General features: G+C 71.0%; 6 protein-coding genes and 1 pseudogene. 6 read left to right on the forward strand and 1 reads right to left on the reverse strand.

Annotated features, from left to right (window positions below):
* The first annotated feature begins 306 nt into the window (after window positions 1-306).
* The 4 genes from AB0C15_RS24915 to AB0C15_RS24930 all read left to right on the forward strand — a co-directional run bounded on the left by AB0C15_RS24915 (window position 307) and on the right by AB0C15_RS24930 (window position 18,634).
* Entirely contained in the window at window positions 307-6,375 is a 6,069-nt protein-coding gene (locus tag AB0C15_RS24915; protein WP_357355700.1) for an RHS repeat-associated core domain-containing protein, read from the forward strand.
* 200 nt (window positions 6,376-6,575) lie between these two features.
* The gene (locus AB0C15_RS24920; RefSeq protein ID WP_357355702.1) at window positions 6,576-12,419 is read left to right on the forward strand and encodes an RHS repeat-associated core domain-containing protein; all 5,844 of its coding nucleotides are present in this window, start codon (window positions 6,576-6,578) and stop codon (window positions 12,417-12,419) included.
* Entirely contained in the window at window positions 12,416-17,302 is a 4,887-nt protein-coding gene (locus AB0C15_RS24925; RefSeq protein WP_357355704.1) for a LamG-like jellyroll fold domain-containing protein, read from the forward strand. Before AB0C15_RS24920 ends, AB0C15_RS24925 begins: the two co-directional genes overlap by 4 nt.
* 159 nt (window positions 17,303-17,461) lie before the next feature.
* Window positions 17,462-18,634 (forward strand): beta-propeller fold lactonase family protein, encoded by a 1,173-nt coding sequence (locus AB0C15_RS24930; RefSeq protein WP_357355706.1) that lies wholly within the window; start codon window positions 17,462-17,464, stop codon window positions 18,632-18,634.
* Between the two features lie 67 nt (window positions 18,635-18,701).
* On the opposite strand, the gene AB0C15_RS24935 is transcribed toward AB0C15_RS24930, so the two are convergent.
* Entirely contained in the window at window positions 18,702-18,998 is a 297-nt protein-coding gene (locus AB0C15_RS24935) for a helix-turn-helix transcriptional regulator (protein ID WP_357355708.1), read from the reverse strand.
* Between the two features lie 65 nt (window positions 18,999-19,063).
* On the opposite strand from AB0C15_RS24935, the gene map reads away from it, so the two are divergent.
* Together map and AB0C15_RS24945 are read left to right on the forward strand one after the other, a co-directional pair.
* Complete coding sequence (gene map, locus AB0C15_RS24940; RefSeq protein WP_357355710.1) at window positions 19,064-19,837, forward strand: type I methionyl aminopeptidase; 774 nt, start codon at window positions 19,064-19,066, stop codon at window positions 19,835-19,837.
* 151 nt (window positions 19,838-19,988) lie between these two features.
* A pseudogene (locus tag AB0C15_RS24945) lies at window positions 19,989-20,663 on the forward strand (CDP-alcohol phosphatidyltransferase family protein); the annotation flags it as partial.
* Window positions 20,664-20,691 lie beyond the last annotated feature (28 nt).

Genomic DNA, 20,691 nt, shown 5'->3' on the forward strand with positions numbered 1-20,691 from the left:
GGCCGCGAGACGACGGACTGCCGCCCCACGCTCACGCCGGAGCTCGTTGGGCCCAGTCTCAGTGCGAGGAGTTCGACGGTCACCGCACCTGACCGTGCGGAACAGACCCGAACGCCGCGGACGCCGGCCTCCCGGCGCGCGAGCCGGGCGGCGCACGGGCACCACGAGTACGGCGACGTGTACGGGCCGTCGTACGGCGGTCAGCGAGCGTTCCAGCGAGCCGACCGTCGGCCAACTCGTCACTTTGGAGTCATCGTGACCGCTCGATCAAGGCCCGGACGTCTACGTCTCGGGATCCTGCTGCTAATGGCGGTGGTGGTGGCCGTGCCCGGGAGTGCGGTGGCGCCGCTGTCGCCACCGAAACCGGCCTCGGCAGCCCCGTTCCGCCCGGCCGGGGACGCGGTACCGACAAGCGCGGTGCCGACCCGACCCCGCCCCGTCGACCGTACCCCGCTGGTCACCAAGGCGCCCAGCACGACCTGGCCGAAGGCCGAGGTCGCGGTGGTGAACCCGCCGTCTCCAGAGGATCGCGCCGCGGCCAGGGCCGACCGCGCACTGACCGCGCCGAGCCTGCGCCGGGCCGGCAACACCCCGGTCTCGGTGGCCGCGGACAGCCCGGTACGGGTGGAGGTGCTGGACCGCTCCGCCGCCGCCCGGCGCGGCCCGGCAGGTCTGCTGCTGCGCCTCAGCCACACCGATCAGAAGACGCGTGACCTCGGCGTCAGCGTGGACTACTCCGGGTTCCGCAGCGCCTTCGGCGGTGACTACGGCGCGCGGCTTCGCCTGGTCCGGGTGCCGGAGTGCGCTGCCACCGAGGGTGTCGGATGCGGTCGCGGGCAGCCGGTGGCGACCCGCAACAACGCCCGGACCGGCACCCTCAGCGCCCAGGTCTCCGATGGGCTCTTTGCGGTGACCGCCGGGGCGGCGGGCTCGACCGGCAGCTACGGGCCGACGTCGCTGGCGCCGTCGGCGACCTGGCAGGTGGGCCTGCAGTCCGGCGACTTCACCTGGTCGTACCCGATGGAGGTGCCGTCGGTGCCGGGCATCGAGCCGGACCTCGGCCTGAGCTACTCGTCGGGAGCGGTCGACGGCAAGACCGCCTCCACCAACAACCAGCCCTCCTGGATCGGTGAGGGTTTCGACCTGCAACCCGGCTTCATCGAGCGGTCCTACAAGGCGTGCGCCGAGGACGGGCAGACCGGGGTCAACGACCAGTGCTGGGAGACGGAGAACGCGGTGGTGTCCCTGCCGGGTGTCTCCGGCGAACTGGTTCGCGACCAGGCCACCGGCGTCTGGCGGGCCGAGGAGGACGACGGCTGGCGGATCGAGCGGCTGACCGGCGCGGTCAACGGCGACGAGGGCTCGGCCACCCCGGACGACCGGGGTGAGCACTGGAAGCTGACCGCCCAGGACGGCACGCAGTACTTCTTCGGCCTGAACCGGCTGCCCGGGTGGTCGTCGGGTCGCGGCGAGACCAACTCCACCTACACGATGCCGATCTTCGGCAACGAGGCGAACGAACCCTGCCACGGGTCGACGTTCGCGCAGTCGTGGTGCCAGCAGGCGTACCGCTGGAACCTCGACTACGTGGTCGACACGCACGGCGACGCGATGGCGTACTACTACGACCGGGAGATCAACCAGTACGGGCGGAACAAGACCCCGACCGCGCCGACGCCGTACGTGCGCGCCGGCTACCTCAACCGGATCGAGTACGGGCTGCGCGCGTCGAGCGTCTACACGGTGCCGGCGAGCGCCCGGGTGCTCTTCAGCACCGCGCCCCGCTGCCTGCCCGGCTCGTCCTGCCAGGCCGGCCAGCCGGCGGACTTCCCGGACGTACCCCTGGACCAGTCCTGCTCCGGCGGCACGTGCCCGCTGGCGGCACCGACGTTCTGGGGCACGAAGCGGTTGGCGAAGGTGACCACCCAGGTCAACCACGGCGGCTTCCAGGACGTCGGCTCGTGGAACCTCAACCACACCTTCCCCGACCCGCAGGACGGCTCCACCGCCTCTCTCTGGTTGGAGTCGATCGCCCAGAGCGGGCACCTCGACGGCAGCGCCACCCTGCCGTTGATCGACTTCGACCCGGCGACCACCGCCCAGGGCGAGGGCACGCCCAACCGGGTCGATGGCCTGGACACCCAGCCGGCGATGAACAAGTTCCGGGTCGGCACGGTGAACAACGAGACCGGCGGGCAGATCCTGGTCAAGTACGCACCCACCGGCTGCGTGCGCACGGCCCTGCCCGCGGCGCAGTCCAACACGTCGCGCTGCTTCCCGGGCTACTACGCCCAGGAGTTCGAGACCCCGACGATCGACTGGTTCCAGAAGTACGTGGTCACCGAGACGGTCGAGACCGACCTGGTCGGCGGCGGCACACCGGAGGTGACCCGCTACGAGTACGGCACGGACGGCGCCTGGCACTTCGACGACGCCGAGCTGACCCCCGATCGGTTCAAGACCTGGGGGCAGTGGCGGGGCTTCCAGAAGGTCCAGGAGATCAGCGGCAACGGCACGGACGCGCCGCACACCGTGACCGAGCACGTTTTCCTGCGCGGCATGCACGGCGACCGTGCAACGCCAACCGGGGGCAGCAAGTCGGTCCAGGTGGACGGGTTGGACGATTTGAACATCCGGCGCGGCTTCGCCCGGGAGACCTCGGTCTACAACGGCGTCGGAGGCGCCCTGGTGTCCCGCTCGGTCAGTGAACCCCTGGAGATCAGGAACACGGCCACCCGCCCCCGGTCGACCGGCACGAACCTGGCCGCCTGGGTGACCGCCGAGCGCTCGGAGCGCAGCACCGAGACCCTGGCCGCCGGTGGCAGCCGGACCACCGAGGTGCTGTACCGCTACGACGACGACGGGCTACCGATCGAGGAGCACGACCGGGGCGACATCGACGTCGCCGACGACGACGAGTGCACGACCACGACGTACGCGAAGAACCGCACCGACTGGATCATCGACGCCGAATCGCGGTCCACCACCGTGCTCGCGCCGTGCGGCACCACGCCCACCTATCCGGAGGGCCTGCTCAGCGACGAGCGGTTCTACTACGACGGACAGTCCACCTGGGGCGCTCCGCCGATCCGCGGTGACATCACGAAGTCCGAGGAGGCCAAGGACTGGTCGAACGGACCAGTCTGGCAGACCGTCGGCAGCGCAGTCCTGGACGACCACGGCCGACCGACGTCGATGACCGATGCCCTCGGCCACACCAGCACGACCACCTATACGCCAACCGTCGGTGGTCCGCTCACCTCGGTCCGGGCCACCAACCCGCTGGGGCACGCGTCGACAATGACCCTAGCTCCGCTGACCGAGGATCCGCTCACCGTGGTCGACGCCAACGGCCGCCAGACCGATCTCGCCTACGACCCCATGGGCCGGTTGACCAAGGTGTGGCTGCCCGGTCGGGCGAAGGCGACGACGACGCCGAACCTGGAGTACAGCTACGACGTGCGGCGCACCGCCCCGACGGTGCTGGGCACCCGGACCTTGCTCGGCACCGGGACCGCGTACGCCACGTCCTACCAACTGCTCGACGGGTTCCTGCGCGAGCGGCAGACCCAGGAGCAGTCGCCGAACACCTCCGGACGGATCGTCACCGACACCTTCTACGACTCGCACGGGCGGGACTGGAAGGAGAACGCCGACTACTACACCAGCGGCCTGCCAGCCAAGGTGCTCGTCGGAGTGGCCGACACGGCGGTGCCGTCACAGACCCGGACGCTGTACGACGGGGCCGGCCGGGAGACCGCGGAGATCCTCTACGGCCGCAACGTGGAGAAGTGGCGGACCAGTACCACGTACGGCGGTGACCGGGTCTCGGTCACCCCGCCGGCCGGGGACACCGCCACCACGACGATCCTCGACGCGCACGACCGGACCGTCGAGCTGCGCCAGCACACCGCCGGCGTGACCAGCGGCTACGACAGCACCCGCTACGGCTATGACCGGGCCGGACGCCTGAGCACCGTCACCGATCCGGACGGCAACGTCTGGCGGCACTTCTACGACCTGCGTGGCCGCAAGATCCGTACCGAGGACCCGGATGCCGGCGTCCAGCGGATCGGCTACGACGAGGCGGATCGGCCGGTCACCACCACCGACGGCCGTAACCGCACGGTGGTCACGCTCTACGACGAGCTGGACCGGCAGAAGGCGGTGCACGAGACCTCGTCCACTGGGCCGAAGCTGGCCGAGTGGACGTACGACACCCTGCCCGGCGGCAAGGGGTTGGCCACCGCCTCAAAGCGGTACGTCGGTTCCGCCGTCTACGAGAATCAGGTGCTGGGCTACGACCCGAGCGGTCAGCCCACCGGCGCATCGGTCGTCATCCCGGCGGCCGAGGGCGGTCTGGCCCGCTCGTACGACACCACGTTCCGCTACAACGCCGCCGGCCAGGTCACCGACACCAACCTGCCGTCCGCCGGTGACCTCGCCGCCGAAACGGTGAAGTCCTTCTACACCTCGCTCGGCCTGCCCAGCTCGCTGGCGTCCAGTGGCAACACCTATGTCGCCAGCACCGGTTACAGCAACACTGGCGAGTTGGGCCGGTTCGTGCTGGGCGCTAGCGGCAGGCAGGTCACCCGGGACTTCAGCTACGACGAGACGACCGGGCGGTTGACCCGCGCCCAGACCCAGTCGCCGGGCACCACACCGGTCTCCGACGCCACCTACTCCTACGACCCGGCCGGCAACCTCCTGCGGGTCGGCGACAGCGTCACCAACGACACGCAGTGCTTCGAGTACGACCAGTTGCGGCGGCTGACCGAGGCTTGGACTCCGGCCGGCGGCAACTGCGCGGCGGCGCGCGGCACAGCGGCGCTCGGTGGCCCTGCGGCCTACTGGCACAGCTGGACCTTCGACAAGGTCGGCAACCGGCTGACCGAGGCGCGGCGCTCCGCAGCCGGCGACACCACCGCCAGCTACACGTATCCCGCGGCGGGTTCTGCCCAACCACACACCCTGACCTCGGTGCGGACTACCGGACCGGGCGGGGACCGGACCGACAGCTACAGCTACGACGCCGACGGCAACACCACAGGTCGGTCGGTCAACGGCAAGGTACAGGTCCTGGACTGGGACGCCGAGGGGCACGTCTCCACCATCACGGAGAACGGCAAGACCACCTCGTTCGTCTACGACGCCGACGGCAACCGGCTGCTGCGCCGCGACGCCACCGGCACCACGCTGTACCTGGGGCACACCGAGGTGCATCAGCCAACCAGCGGTGCGACGACGGCCACCCGCTACTACGCCTACCAGGGACAGCCGGTGGCCGTGCGTAAGGGTGGCCAGGTCTCCTGGCTGACGTCCGACCACCACGGCACCGGTGAGATCGCCATCGACTCGGCCACCATGGCGGTGACCCGTCGACTACTCACGCCGTACGGCACGGCACGTGGCGGCACCGGCACCTGGCCGGGGGAGCGGGGCTTCGTCGGCGGCAACATCGACCCGGGCACCGGGTTGACCCATCTCGGCGCCCGGGAGTACGACCCGGGCACCGGCCGGTTCATCTCGGTCGACCCGATCATCGACATCGACGATCCACAGCAGATGCACGGGTACGCCTACTCCAGCAACAACCCGACGTCGTTCAGCGACCCGGACGGGTTGAAGCTGATGGCGGACAACAGCGGCGGCGGCAAGGCCAAGCCGAAGGCGAAGAAGCCGGCGCCAGCGAAGAAGAAGGCCGCCCCGAAGAAGAAGGCGAAGTCCTACGCCGCGTCTCCAGCGCAGAAAGCCGCGTACGCGAAGGCCAAGTGCGGCGCGTCGTGCGTCAGCGCCAACGGGAAGAAGATGAACAAGAAGGGGGTGAAGGCGTACGAGGCGAAGCAGAAGAAGGCCGCCAAGGAGCAGCAGAAGCGCACCACCGCGGCGAAGAAAGCGAGGGCCAACGCCGCGAAGAGCTGCAACGCCGCCTGCCGGCGCGACGCCACGGCGAACAAGCCCAAGGCCAAGGCCAAGGCCAAGGCCGCACCCAAGACGCCCGCCAAGTCGACGCCGAAAGCTCCTTCGAAGGATGTGGAGAAGAAGCGTGCGCTGGTGCACACGGCCACGGGCATCGGCGTTGGCCTCTTGACCGGCCTCGCTGTCGCGGCAATCTGTGCCGGCACAGCGGGCATCGGCTGTGCGGTGGTGGCTGGCCTGGGAGTAGGCGCGCTTATCGGAACACCCGCACAACTCGGGGTCGCCCGAGCGATGGGAGAGGAGATATCCGGGCGTAAGGCGGTTCAATGGCTGGGGCAGTCTTATCTGGGCGGCCTCGGGCAGGGGTACAGCTGGGGCAAGTACGGGATGTCTCCTCTGAAAGTGGGGATCCATCGCGCCAGGAATGGTCAAATGCCTTCCCCCCGAGAGCCGTGACCGATTGACCACGACTCCGAGCGACTTCGGTCTGGCCAGTTCGTTCGGTCCGATCGGTAGTGCGTAGGGCGAGGCCCGCGGTCGTCTGACCGTGGGCCTCGTTGCATACCCCGGCATGTACGGGGTGCTGTACGTCGACCTCGCACGCTGAGCCCGGCCCGTCCTCCACGACGGGTCGGGCTCAGTCGTCGGAGGTTGGCATGCGCGTTGTCCACAGAGGGCTGCTGGTGGCGGCACTCGTCGTCGCGGGGCTGCCGGTGCTCGGGTCACCGGCTCATCCCGCCGCCCCGCCCACCGACCGGCCCGGCGCCCTGGTGCCGGTCGCGCCGCGGGGCGAGGACGTCTCCCGCAAGCTGGCCGCCCGCGCCGTACCGCCGGTGGTCTGGCCGGACGCGGGGCGGGCCGACGTCGATCGGGACGCCACCCCGGTTCGGGCCGGTCGGCTGCCGGTCCGGGTTTCCGCGGCCGACGGGCGGGCCGGCCGGGTCGGCGTCGAGGTGCTGGATCGGGCGGCCACCGCCCGGGCGCAGGTGCGCGGACTGGTGATGAAGGTCCGGCACGCGGCCACCGACGAGGACCGCACACCGCGCCGCTCGACTGTCGACATCGACTACGCCGGCTTCCGGGGCGCCTTCGGCGGTGACTACGCGGCCCGGTTACGTCTGGTCAAGCTGCCCGACTGCGCCCCGAGCGCCGGCCCGGCCTGCGGGCCGAGCCAGCCGGTCGCCGCGACGAACGACAGCCGCGCCAAGCGGGTCTCGGCCCGGGTCACCGACGGCACGTACGCGCTGACCGCCGGGGCGAGTGGCGCGGCCGGCAGCTTCCGACCGACCTCCCTGTCGCCGTCGGCGACCTGGCAGGTCGGCCCGCAGTCCGGCGACTTCCAGTGGTCCTACCCGCTGCGGACGCCGCAGTTGCCCGGTGGTGCACCGGAGCTGGCGCTCGACTACTCGTCCGGGCGAGTCGACGGACGCACCGCCGCGACCAACAACCAGCCGTCCTGGGCCGGTGAGGGCTTCGAGCTGCAACCGGGCTTCATCGAGCGGTCGTACCAGCCCTGCCTCGAGGACGGTCAGGCCGGCGTCGGCGACTTCTGCTGGGCGACGAACGGTGCTGGGAAGCTGGTGCAGAGCGCCACGGTCTCGTTGCCCGGCCTCAACAGCGAGCTGGTCCGCGACGACGCCACCGGCACCTGGCGGGCCGAGCAGGACGAGGGTTGGCGTACCGAGCTGCTGACCGGCGCTGTCAACGGTGACGAGGGTTCGACCAGCCCGGACGATCGGGGCGAGTACTGGCGGTTGACCGCGCCGGACGGCACCCAGTACCACTTCGGCCGCAACCGGATGCCGGGCTGGACGGCTGGCGCGGCCGAGACCAACTCGACTCTCACCGTGCCGGTCTTCGGCAACCACGCGAACGAGCCGTGCAAGGGCACCTCCTTCGCGACGTCGTGGTGCCAGCAGGCGTACCGCTGGATGTTGGACTTCGTGGTCACCCCGCACGGCGACGTGACCACCTACCACTACGACCGCGAGACCAACAGCTACGGCCGCAACGCCACCCCCGGCAGCCCGACGCCGTACGTCCGGGCCGCGAACGTCTCCCGGATCGAGTACGGGCAGCGCCTGGACACGCTCTACACCGCGCAGGCGGGGGCGCGGGTGCTGTTCGGCAGCGCCGAGCGGTGCCGCCCCGGGTCACCCTGTCAGCAGTCGCAGCCGGCGGACTTCCCGGACACGCCGCTGGACCAGGCGTGTGCCGCACTGTGCCCGCTGTCGACCCCGACCTTCTGGAGCACCCGCCGGCTCGCGAAGGTGAGCACCCAGGTCAACGACGGCGGTTTCCGGGACGTCGACTCGTGGAGCCTGACCCACACCTTCCCGGCGACAGGTGACGATTCGGCTCCCAGCCTCTGGCTGGAGTCGATCGTGCACACCGGCCACGTCCGCGGCACCGCGAGCATGCCCGCCGTCGACTTCGACCCGGGTACCACGGCCGAGGGGGAGGGCACCCCGAACCGGATCGACACCCAGGGCGACACCCAGCCCGCGATGCGCAAGTACCGGCTCGGCACGATCCGCAATGAGACCGGTGGCCGCACCGAGATCAGTTACGCCGCGTCCGACTGCCAGCCGACCGCGCTGCCGACGCCGGACCGCAACACGGCCCGCTGTTTCCCGGTCTACTGGTCGACCGAGTTCGCCACCCCGACCCGGGACTGGTTCGCCAAGTACCTGGTCACCCGGGTCACCGAGACCGACCTGGTCGGCGGGGAGAGCGCCAACCCCAAGATCACTGAGTACGAGTACGACGGGTCGGCCGCCTGGCACCACGACGACGCCGAACTCGTCCCCGACCGGTACAAGTCGTGGGGGCAGTGGCGCGGTTACCAGCGGGTCCGCATTCGCGCCGGTCATCCGGGCGACGGCCCCCGCACCCTGACCGAGCACGTCTACCTGCGGGGCATGCACGGCGACCGCAACGCCGACGGCACCACCAAGACCGTGACGATCGAGGGGCTCGCCGACGAGGCGCCGCTGCGGGGGTTCGCCCGCCAGACCACGGTCTTCGACGGCGACAGCGCCTCGGTGCTCTCCCGTACCGTGGCGCAGCCGATGCAGTTGCCGGTCAGCGCGACCCGGGACCGCGCCGGCACCCCGTTGCGGGCCCGGGTCACCCAGATCAAGTCCAGCACCACCACGACCACACTTGCCACCGGCAGCCGGGTCACCGAGCAGCGTTACGGCTACAACGGTTCCGGGCTGCTCACCGAGACGCACGACCTCGGCGACGTGGCGCTTCCCGGTGACGACACCTGCCAGGTGCAGACCTACGCCGTCAACGAGGCGAGCTGGATCCTGAACGCGCTCTCCCGGCAGGTCACCGTCGCCGGAGACTGCCAGAGCACCGAGGTGCTGACCGACCGCCGGTTCTTCCACGACGGGGCCGAGGGTTGGGGGAGCCCGCCGTCGACTGGCGACGTCACCCGGGTCGAGGAGGGCACCGAGACCGGTTACCAGGTGACCGAGCGCGCCACGTTCGACGTGCACGGCCGTCCGTTGGACCGGCGCGACGCCTCCGGCGACCTGACCCGCACCTCGTACACCCCGGCGGTCGGCGGGCCGTTGACCGCAACCGTGGTGACCGACCCGGCCGGGTTCACGGTGACCACCACGATCGACCCGCTGCTCGGGCAGCCGCTGTCGACCCGGGACGCCAACGGCGGCGTGACGACCAACGGGTACGACCCGCTCGGCCGGCTGACCTCGGTGTGGCTGCCCGGTCGGGCGACCACCGCGACCCCGAACCACCGCTACTCCTACCTGGTCCCCGGTACCGGCCCGAGCGTGGTCACCAGCCAACAACTGATCGGCACCGGCGCGGCCTACCGGACCAGCACCGAACTCTTCGACGGGTTCCTGCGGTCCCGACAGGTGCAGCAGCCGGCACCAGGCGGCGGCCGGATCCTGACCGACACCCGGTACGACTCACATGGCCGGGTGTCCCGCACCTCGGCGCCGCGGTTCGACAGCGGAGCACCCGGCGTCGGCCTGGTCGCCCAGCCGGCGGTGCTGCCGGCGGAGACCCGGCTCGGCTACGACGGCGCCGGCCGGCAGAACGCCGAGGTGCTCTACGGCCAGGGCGTGGAGAAGTGGCGAACCAGCACCAGCCACGGCGGCGACCGGGTCACTGTCGACCCGCCGGTCGGGGGCACCGCAACCGTGGAGATCCGCGACGCCCGAAACCGTACGGTGGAGCTGCGCCAGTTCCTCTCCGGCGCGCCCAACGGTACGTACCAGGCGACCCGGTACACGTACACGTTGGCCGGGCAACTCGCCTCGACCACCGACCACGCCGGCAACGTGTGGCGCTACGGCTACGACCGGCGCGGTCGGCAGGTGCGCGCCGAGACGCCGAACTCGGGCACCCGATCTACCAGCTACGACGCCGAGGGGCGGGTGCTGACCAGCACCGACGGCAACGGCCGAACGGTGAGCTACGACTACGACCAGTTGGGGCGGCGCACGGCGGTGCGCGAGGGCGCCACGGTGCTCGCCAGTTGGGCGTACGACACCGCGACCAACGGTCGGGGCCGGCTGGCCAGCAGCACCCGGTACGCCGCCAGCGGCGACATCGTCACCGGTGTGAGCGGCTACGACCTGCGTGGTCGGATCACCGGTACGGCGCTCACCGTGACCGAGCCGGGGCTGGCCGGCACCTACCGGACCGGACACGTCTGGTACGAGGACGACCAGCCGTACACCGCCACGCTGACCCTGCCGGTAGCGAACCTCGGTGGGTTGGCAACCACCGAGACGCTGCGGCACGGCTACGAGGCGAGCGGACTGCCGAGCACCCTGCTGGGGCAGAGCAGCTACGTCGCGGCCACCACCTACACCCGCACCGGTGAGGTGGAGTCCTACCAACTCGGCGCCGCCGGTCGGCAGGTCACCCGCGCGTTCGGATACGACCCGGTGACCCGGTGGCTGACCCGCGCCGAGACCCGCCGGCAGGGCCAGGGCGCTGCCGCCGACGTCTCCTACGCCCACGACCAGGTGGGCGGGGTGACCCGGATCGCCGATGCCACCACCGCCGACACCCAGTGCCTGCGCTACGACGGGCTGCGCCGGCTCGTCGAGGGGTGGACGCCGGCCGGTGGCGACTGCGCGACCGGGCCGAGCGTCGCCGGCCTGGGTGGACCGGCCCGGTACTGGGACTCGTGGAGTTTCGACGACTCGGGCAACCGGGCCGCCGAGATCCGGCGCGGCGCCGCCGGGCAGAGCACCCGTACCTACTCCTACCCGGCCCCGGGCGGCGCGCAGCCGCACACGCTGCGCTCGGTCCGTACCGAGGGTCCGGCCGGCACCCGGACCGACACCTTCAGCTACGACGCCGACGGCAACACCCTGACCCGGCCCGGTCAACAGCTCGGCTGGGACGCCGAGGGCCGGCTCGCCACGGTCAGCGCCGGCGGCCGGACCTCCTCCTTCGGGTACGACGCGGACGGCAACCGGGTGCTGCGTCGCGACGCCAGCGGCACAACGCTCTACCTGGGTGACACCGAACTGCACCGCGACCCGGCCGGGGTGGTGACCGGTACGCGGTACTACCGGCACAACGGTGCCACGGTGGCGTTGCGCCGGGGTGGCACGGTGAGCTGGCTCGCCACCGACCACCACGGAACGGCGCAGACCCTGCTCGACTCGACCACGCTCGCCGCGACCAGCCGGCTGCTCGGCCCGTACGGCCAGCCGCGGGCCACCGTCGCCGGCTGGGTCGGTGACCGGGGCTTCGTGGGTGGCAGCGCCGACCCGGACAGCGGGCTGGTGCAACTCGGCGCCCGCCAGTACGACCCGGACACCGGGCGGTTCGTCTCGGTCGACCCGGTCACCGATGTGGCCGATCCGCAACAACTCGGCGGCTACGCGTACGCGAACCACAATCCGGTCACCTTCACCGACCCGGACGGGCTGCTGACCAAGAAGCCCGCTGCGAAGAAGGCGGACAAGCCGGCCAAGACCTCGACGAAGAGCAGCATCACCATCGGCGCGACCGCCACCCGCAGCACCAAACCGTTGACCAGCGGGAGCAAGCAACGGCTGTCCGAGGTGATCGACTACCTGTCGGGCAGCTACAGCTACAGCGACTGGGAGGAGGTCTACACCTGGGAGGACACGCCCAGCGGTGCCAGCAGCGGTGTCTACATCGACGGCTACAGCCGGGACGACGGCTACTACTCCCTCGACGACTACTACGACGACTACTACGAGGACGACTACGAGGTGCCGGTCGTGTACTACGGGGAGAGGGATTGCGTCGGCTGGAACCAGTGCCTCTATCCGCGTCCGATCGAGCAGAGCGTGGTGTGGGAGTCGGCTGCCGCGTTGGACTTCGTCACGGAGTACCGATCGGTGCCCACCGTGCCGGCGCCGATGACGTACCGCGTCACCGAACCGTCCGGCTGGGCGAGCCCGGTCGCAGGGCTCAGTCTTCCCGCCGAGCACCGGCTCGACCTGCCGACGTTCTCCTGGCGGCGGTCATGACCCGCCGGCGGCTCTGGCCGCTCTGCGGGCTGGTGCTCGCTGCCGTCGTCGCCGGGCTGACGTTGCCCCGGTCGCCGTCGGGCACCGCGTCGGCCAGCGGCTTTCCGGCCGTCGCCGTGGCGGCGGCGCCGGTCGAGGAGCCCGCCAGGGTCCGTGCCGCCCGCAGCGGCACCCGGGTCGCGCTGCCCGAACGGACGACCGCGACCAGGCAGGTCTTCGTGAACCCGGACGGCACCCTCACCGCCGAGATCAGCCAACGCCCCGAGCGGGTCCGGCGGGGCGAGCAGTGGGTGCCGGTGGACACCCGTCTGCGCGCCCGGCCGGACGGCACCGTCGCACCCGTTGCGGCGGCCGGGCTGACCCTCTCCGGCGGCGGAACGACGCCGCTGGCGACCCTGGTCACCGGTGACGGCCGGCTCGAACTGAGCTGGCCGACGCCGCTGCCCAGGCCGGTGCTGGCCGGCGAGACCGCCAGCTACGCCGACGTACTGCCCGGTGTGGACCTGCGGGTGCGGGCCACCGCGACCGGCTTCTCCCAGGTGCTGGTGGTCCGGACCGCCGAGGCGGCCCGCCAGCCGGCGCTGCGCCGGTACACGTTCGGGCTGCGCACGACGAAGCTGACCGCCACCCGCAACGACGCCGGTGGCCTACGGGTCACCGACCGGGCCGGAAGGACCGTCCTCAGCTCGGGTAGTGCCTGGATGTGGGACTCGGCGACCCGCGACGGGTCGGACCGACCCGCCCGGCGGGCGCCGATCGGGCTGGAGGTGACCGGGGACCGGCTGACGCTCGTCCCCGACCCGGCTCTGCTGCTCGACCCGGCGGCCCGGTTCCCGCTCCACCTCGACCCGGACCTGACCGGCGACCAGCAGCACTGGCTCATGGTGCAGAAGGACCTACCGAACCAGAACTGGTGGGACAGCACGCAGTTCCGCCCGCAGGTCGGCCGTGACCCACGGGAGTCGAGCACCGACCGGTTCCGGTCCTACTTCGAGCTGGACACGTCAGGGGTGGCCGGCAGGAGCATCATCCGGGCGCAGTTGCGGATCCCGCAGACCTGGTCGTGGTCGTGCACCCCCGAGCCGCTGCACCTCTACCACACCGCGCCGATCACGTCGGCGATGAACTGGACCACCGCTCCGCCGCTGCTCGCCAACCGGAAGTTGAGCACCATCACCGAGGCGTACGGCGGTGAGGGCACCGGCGCCTCCTGCCAGGTTCCGAACGACGCGGAACTCACCGCCACCGCCGCGGTGGCCGAGGCGGCCGCCGTCCGGGCACCCACACTGACCCTCGGGCTCGCCTCGGACGAGTGGACAAGCGCCAACGGCGCCAAGGAGTTCCTGCCGAAGGCGACGCTCGTGATCACCTACAACACGGTGCCCGAGGCCCCCGAACTGGACGGCTGTACCGACAACTCGGCCGGTTACCTGACCAGCGACCAACCGACCCTGACCGCCGTGCCACTCGACGCCGACCAGGACGACCAGTTCCTGTCGGTGGCCTTCCAGTGGGCGGACAACACCGGTCGGGTGCTGGGCGAGGCACCGGGGGACCAGAGCGTCTTCTCCGGCAACCCGGTACACGCTCGGATCAGCACCGTGCTGACCGAGGGCGCGACGTACCAGTGGCGGGCACGTACCCAGGACGCCAAGACCACGGGACCGTGGAGTGCCTGGTGCCGGTTCGTCCTCGACGCCCAGCCGCCGACGGTCGCGCCGACGGTGACCTCGCCGGTCTTCGTGGCCGACGGCGTCGCCGGCCGGCCGTACGAGGCGGGTGAGGTCCGCTTCGACGCCAACGGCGCCACCGACGTGGTGGCGTTCCGGTACTGGGTCAACGAGAAGGAGCAGCCCGACCTGCCGGCCGCCGGTGGGCTGGCCCGGGTGCAGGTGACGCCGACCCGCGGCTACAACACGGTGCTGGTGCGCGGGGTGGACCGGGCCGGGCTGACCGGCCCGGAGACCCGCTTCGACTTCGTGACCGACAGCGAACACCTGACGCCACCTGTCGCCGAGTGGACGATGGAGGACTACGGCAGCGAGGCGTGGGACACGGGCAGCAACCTGCACCACGCCACGCTTACCGGCGCGGCCGTCTTCGGCGCTGGTCGAGGCTCCGGCGGTCTGGAGTTGGACGCCTCCGAGCAGACCTACGCCCGGACCGCGGGTCCGGTGATCCGCACCGACGCCAGCTTCACCGCCATGGCCTGGGTCAAGCTGGCCAGGGACGACGACTGGTTCACCGCGCTCGGCCAGTCGGGCCTGCGGTTCCCCGGCTTCGAGCTGGAGTACGGCCTGTGGCCGCGCGGCTGGGTCTTCGAGATGGCCACCTCCGACAGCACCGAGGGGCAGGTCTCGGTCGACGCCGCCGCGGCCAGTGGGATCACTGCCCAGCCCGATGTCTGGACCCACCTGGCCGGCGTGTACGACCACCAGGCCGGGCAGCTACGGCTCTACGTCAACGGCGCGCTCGCCGGTACGGCGGCGCACCGCAGCACCTGGAACGCGACCGGGCCGGTCAACATCGGCAGCGGCTTCTGGCACGGCACGCATCCGGCCCGGTGGCCGGGCAGCCTGGACGACGTACGGATCTTCGATCGGGTGACGAGCGAGGCCGAGATCCGCGAGGTGATGGCAGGGGAGCCGTGGGGTGCGGAGGCGCGCTGGCAGTTCGAGGAGACCGAGGGGCGTACCGCTGTCGACGAGACCGGCAACACCAACACCCTCGCCGTGTCGTCGAGCGGGCAGCCGTGGGGGGCGGGCCGCAACGGGGGCGGTCTGCACCTCGACGGCGACGGCGACATGGCCTGGGCCCCCGGCCCGGTGGTCCGTACCGATCGGAGCTTCACCGCCGCCGCCTGGGTGAAGCTGGCCCGCGACACCACCACCGGCACGGTGCTGAGTCAGGATGGCCGGACCTCCAGCGGCTTCACCCTGCGCTACGACGCCGGGTCGCGGCGTTGGTCCTTCGCGATGGCCCGGGCCGACGCGGCGGACGGGCGGGACTGGCCGGCCGTGCACTCGACGGTCGCGCCGGTGCTCGGCGAGTGGACCCACCTGGCCGGGGTGTACGACCACGACCGGGGCCAACTGCGCCTCTATGTGAACGGGGTGCTCTCGGGCACTGTCGCGCACCTCAGCACCTGGCACGCCACGGGGCAGTCGCTTGTCGGGCGGGGCCGTAACAACGGCTGGTATGTGGAGTGGTGGTCCGGGGTCATCGATGAGCCGGTGCTGACCAGCGGGGCGTTGACCCAGGGCCAGATCGCCGGGCTGATCGGCGACAACCTGGAGGGCTCGGGAGGCGAGTGGGACTTCGAACCCGAGCCGACCGGGCCGACCACCCTGGCCCGGGTGGACCGCAGCGGCAACCGGCACAGCATCACCATCGGCCCGGGGGTGGACCGTACCGTTGCCGGTTACGGCACGGGCGGCAAGGGCCTCGGGTTCGACGGCACCGGCGGGTACGCGAGCACGGCCGGTCCGGTCGTGCGGACCACCGGCAGCTTCACCGTCGCCGCCTGGGTCAAGGTGACCGACACCGGCGTACGCCGGGTCGCGGTGAGTCAACAGGCCACCCAGACCAGCGGCTTCAGCCTGGAGTACAGCCGCGAGCGCAACCGGTGGGCGTTCGTCGTTCCGCACGACGACCGGAGCACGACGAGCGGGGAGCGGGTGTCGACAGTGGTCTCCACAGGTGCTCCGCAGCTGAACACCTGGACCCATCTGACCGGTGTCTACGACGCCGCGGCCAGCGAGCTGCGGCTCTACGTCAACGGTCGGTTCGCCAACGTGGTGACCCACCGCCGGCCCTGGTCGTCCCGAGGGCCCCTGCAGATCGGCCGGGCCTGGTGGGGCGGTGCCTGGCAGGCGCCCTGGAAGGGAGTCGTCGATCAGGTCCGGGTGCTCGACCGGGCCGCGGTCATCGACGAGGTGCGTGCGCTCGCCGGCATCGCCACGCCGCCGGAACCCGGACCGCTGCGCCTCTTCGCTCAACATGCCAACCTCTGCCTCGGCGAGAACCCCCTGGACACCGTCGGTCACCTCTTCCTGACCGCCTGCCGGGGGGTCATCCCCGACCTGTCGTTCCAGCTTGCCGGCGACGACCTGTACCGGATCATGACCGCGCATCCGCAGCACGGGACGGGCTGCACAGGCGTGGCCGGCAACTCTACGGCGGTCGGCGCCCGGTTGGAGAACGACTACTGCGTCGATCGCAAGCCGGAGCGGTTGACCCGGTTCCGACTGATTCCGGTGTTCGGCCCGACGTTGCACGGGCACCTCATCAAGGCGGAGCACAGTGGACTCTGCGTCGGTGTCGCCGGTGACGCGACGGCACCCGGCTCGGTCGCCGTGCAGCTGACCTGCGATCCGACCGCCCCGGGCCAGGTCTTCGACCTGCAACGCGTACCCGACGACGGGATGCCGGCACCGGGTGCGACCCAGATCCGGTCGGTGCACTCCGGGCTCTGTGTGGGTGAGGTGTCCGGCGATTCGAACCATGTTCTGCAGCAGACCTCGTGTGCCAGCGCGTCACCGCCGATGCGGGTGGAGGCGGCCGGGCAGGGCAGGTACTGGATCAAGAGCACGCACCCGGTCAACGGGGTGGGCTGCACCCGGGTGCTGAGTCCGGTGATCGCCGTCGGCAGCGCGGTCGCCGACGGGGCCTGCCCGGCCGACGCCGGCGCGGCACACCGGTTCCGCCTGGAGCCGGTCAGCGCGCCGCTCACCGGCTATCTGATCCGCCCGTTGCAGAGCGGGCACTGCCTGGGCATCGTGGGCAGTTCCACGACGGCCGGCGCCCGTCTGGTGCAGCAGGCGTGCGATCCGGCCGCCCGGGGGCAGGTGTTCGAGTTCCGGCCACCGGGCACCACGCCGTGACCGCGTTCATCTCGGGGGACGCCGTGTCTCCCGATTCCACAGAACGGCGCAAAAATACCGCTTTAGGGTAAGTGAGGTGATCGCCCCTACCTGCCCCGATAGCTTTCGAAGGAGAGGAAAACTCGTATTCCTCCCATCGGGTGCAGAAGGAGATCGGAGATGAAGCGCAGCGTCGCCCTCGCGGCCGCCCTCCTGGCGGGCCTCAGCAGCATCGGATCGATCCCCGGGACCGCCGTCGCCGACGGCGGCGGCCCTGGTTACCACGACGACCGCAAGGGGGGTGATCACCACGACGGCGACGAGGGCGCGGTCTTCGTCCAGACCAACAAGGCCGAGGGCAACACCATCAAGGTGTACGACCGTGACGAGGACGGTCGCCTCACCAAGGCGGGCGAGTACGAGACCGGCGGGCTGGGCGGCTTCACCATCGGCGCGCCGCTCGACGCGCTGGCCTCGCAGGGGTCCCTCACCTATCACCGGGGACTGCTGTTCGCGGTCAACGCCGGCAGCAACACCGTGACGGTCTTCCGCGTCGACGGCACCAGGTTGCACAAGCTCCAGGTCGTCTGGTCCGGTGGTCTGCTGCCGGTGAGCGTCGCGGCCCGTGGCGACCTCGTCTACGTCCTCAACGCCGGCGGCGAGGGCTCGGTGCAGGGCTTCGAGCTGGACAAGGGGCGCCTGTCGCGGATCGAGGACGCCAACCGGTCGCTCGGGCTGCACAACGGCAACCCGCCCGCGTTCGCGTCCGCCCCGGCGCAGGTCAAGATCGACCCGGACAGCGAGTTCGTCCTGGTGTCGGCCAAGAACGCCAACGTCATGTTCAGCTACGAGATCGGCCGCCACGGCGAGCTGTCCCGCAACCCGGTGATCAGCGACGCGGGGAACACCCCGTTCGGCTTCACCTTCGACTCCGAGGACTCGTTGCTGGTCACCGAGTCGGGCGCGAACGCGGTCAGCCGGTTCGAGCTGGAGGACGACGGCGCGCTCGACCAGGTCGGCCCGTCGGTGCCCAACGGGCAGCAGGCGCCGTGCTGGATCCAGCGTGTCGGCGACTACTTCTTCGTCGCCAACGCGGGCAGCTCCACCATCAGTTCCTACCGGGTCGACGACGACGGCAAGCTCGAAATCGTCAAGAACGTCGCCGCCGACACCAACGGCGGTTCGATCGACATGACCGCCAGCGACGGCTTCCTGTACGTGCAGAACGCCACCGCCGGCAACGTGCAGGGCTACAAGGTGCACGAGGACGGGTCCCTGAATCTCGTCACCACTGTCGAGGGTCTGCCGAAGTTCGAGAACGGCATCGGCATGGAGGGCATCGCCGCCTCCTGAGCAGCAACTCCGCTGGTCCCGGTCGTTCGTCGACCGGGGCCAGCGTCGTCTGGCGGGTCGCCGCGCCTCAGGAGGCCAGCCGCTCGCGTGCGGTCGGCCCGGGGAGTTCGGCACCGCCGTCCGACGTGTTGATCTCCGACCAGACGGCGTCGAGGGAGAGGCCCAAAACGTCGGCGATCGCCGCGATCGTCGGAAAGGCGGGGGTGGCTATCCGGCCGGACTCGATCTTCCGAAGGGTCTCCGGCGAGACGCCCGCGTCGAGCGCGGTGAGGAGCATCGAACGCTCTCCGCGGGCTCGACGCAGGAGGGCACCGAGGCGCTGTCCGCGTTCGAGCTCTGCGGGAGTGAGCGGCAACCTGACCATGCCCCGATTCTAGTACCGGGATAATATGGCCGGGATACTTATTGGTGGCCCGAGGAAGGCGCTTCATGATCGAGATCCTGAGCCCCACCGACGTGCTGCGCGGGAAGGACACCGGCGCGCTCGTCGCCACCATCCTGCGAACGCTGAAGAGCCGGTGTGCGGTCGGTACCAACCTGCTGGACATCGACAGCTGGGCGCAGACCATGATCACCGAGGCCGGGGCGCAGTCCTGCTACGTCGACTACGAGCCGTCCTTCGGGCGCGGGCCGTTCGGCCACTACATCTGCACGTCGGTGAATGACGCCGTGCTGCACGGGCTGCCGTACGACTACGCCCTCGCCGACGGTGACCTGCTCTCGCTCGACCTTGCCGTCTCCCTCGGCGGAGTCGTCGCCGACTCGGCGATCAGCTTCATCGTCGGGGACGCGCGACCCCCGGAGAGCGTCGCGCTCATCGACGCGACCGAGCGCGCGTTGCGGGCAGGGATCGCCGCCGCCGGGCCCGACGTCCGCATCGGTGACATCTCCCATGCCATCGGCACGGTCCTGCAGGCGGCGGGATACTCGGTCAACACCGAGTTCGGCGGCCACGGCGTCGGGTCGACGATGCACCAGGACCCGCACGTTTCCAACACGGGGCGCCCCGGTCGCGGATACCGGCTGCGCCCGGGGCTGCTGCTGGCGTTGGAGCCCTGGGTCATGGCGGACACCGCCACGCTCGTCACCGATGCCGACGGCTGGACGCTCCGCAGCGCCACCGGTTGCCGGACGGCGCACAGCGAGCACACCATCGCCATCACCGACGACGGCGCGGACGTGCTCACCCTGCCGAGGGCCTGATCCGTACGGCACCGCCACCGTGGATGACTAACCGGCCACCGACCGGGCACGTCCTTCCGTGACGCCCTGCGGGGTCGCGTTCAGAATGAACCGATCGGTCATATTTTCCGTGATGACGGTCAGGGTCACCCACCAGAGTCACGGAGGCACGATGTCAACGGTTCGAACGGGTCCGGTCATCGGACTGCTCGTGCAGGTCGGCGTGCTGGCGGTGCTCGCCCAGACGGTCGGTCTGGGCACGCCGGGCTGGGTGGCCGGCCTGGCGTACGGGCTGGTCCTGTGCGCCCTGCTCGGCCGGGGGATGTCCCGCTCGGGTGCGGACGCGCTGAGCCCGGCCGACCGGGTGACGCTGAGCCGGGCGATCCTGGTCGGCGCAGTGACGGCCCTGGCCGCCGACTCGTTCGGCAGGTCGGCGCCGGTCACCCTGATGGTCGTCCTCACCAGCGTGGCGTTGGCCCTCGACGCCGTGGACGGCTACACGGCCCGCCGCACCGGGACCACGAGCGAGCTCGGCGCGCGCTTCGACATGGAGATCGACTCCTTCCTGGTCCTGGTGCTCTGCCTGCACGTGGCTCCCGCGGTGGGTGGTTGGGTGCTCGCCATCGGCGCGATGCGCTACGTCTTCGTCGCCGCGAGCTGGGTGCTGGGCTGGATGCGCGGGTCCCTGCCGCCGCGCTACTGGCGCAAGGTCGTCGCCGCCGTCCAGGGCGTGGCGCTGACGGTGGCGATGGGCGACAAGCTTCCGGGGCCACTGACGACAGTCGTGCTTGTGGCGTCACTGGCGCTGCTCGTCGAGTCGTTCGGGCGTGACATCGCGTGGCTCTGGACGACCCGGCACCTTCGCCACACCGTCA

Origin of the sequence: Micromonospora sp. NPDC048835 (genome assembly GCF_040649995.1) — a bacterium.
GTDB lineage: Bacteria > Actinomycetota > Actinomycetes > Mycobacteriales > Micromonosporaceae > Micromonospora.

Coding starts and splice junctions, on each gene's coding strand:
- AB0C15_RS24915 (WP_357355700.1), top strand. CDS start 307: ATGGCGGTGGTGGTGGCCGTGCCCGGGAGTGCGGTGGCGCCGCTGTCG.
- AB0C15_RS24920 (WP_357355702.1), top strand. CDS start 6,576: ATGCGCGTTGTCCACAGAGGGCTGCTGGTGGCGGCACTCGTCGTCGCG.
- AB0C15_RS24925 (WP_357355704.1), top strand. CDS start 12,416: ATGACCCGCCGGCGGCTCTGGCCGCTCTGCGGGCTGGTGCTCGCTGCC.
- AB0C15_RS24930 (WP_357355706.1), top strand. CDS start 17,462: ATGAAGCGCAGCGTCGCCCTCGCGGCCGCCCTCCTGGCGGGCCTCAGC.
- AB0C15_RS24935 (WP_357355708.1), bottom strand. CDS start 18,998: ATGGTCAGGTTGCCGCTCACTCCCGCAGAGCTCGAACGCGGACAGCGC.
- map (WP_357355710.1), top strand. CDS start 19,064: ATGATCGAGATCCTGAGCCCCACCGACGTGCTGCGCGGGAAGGACACC.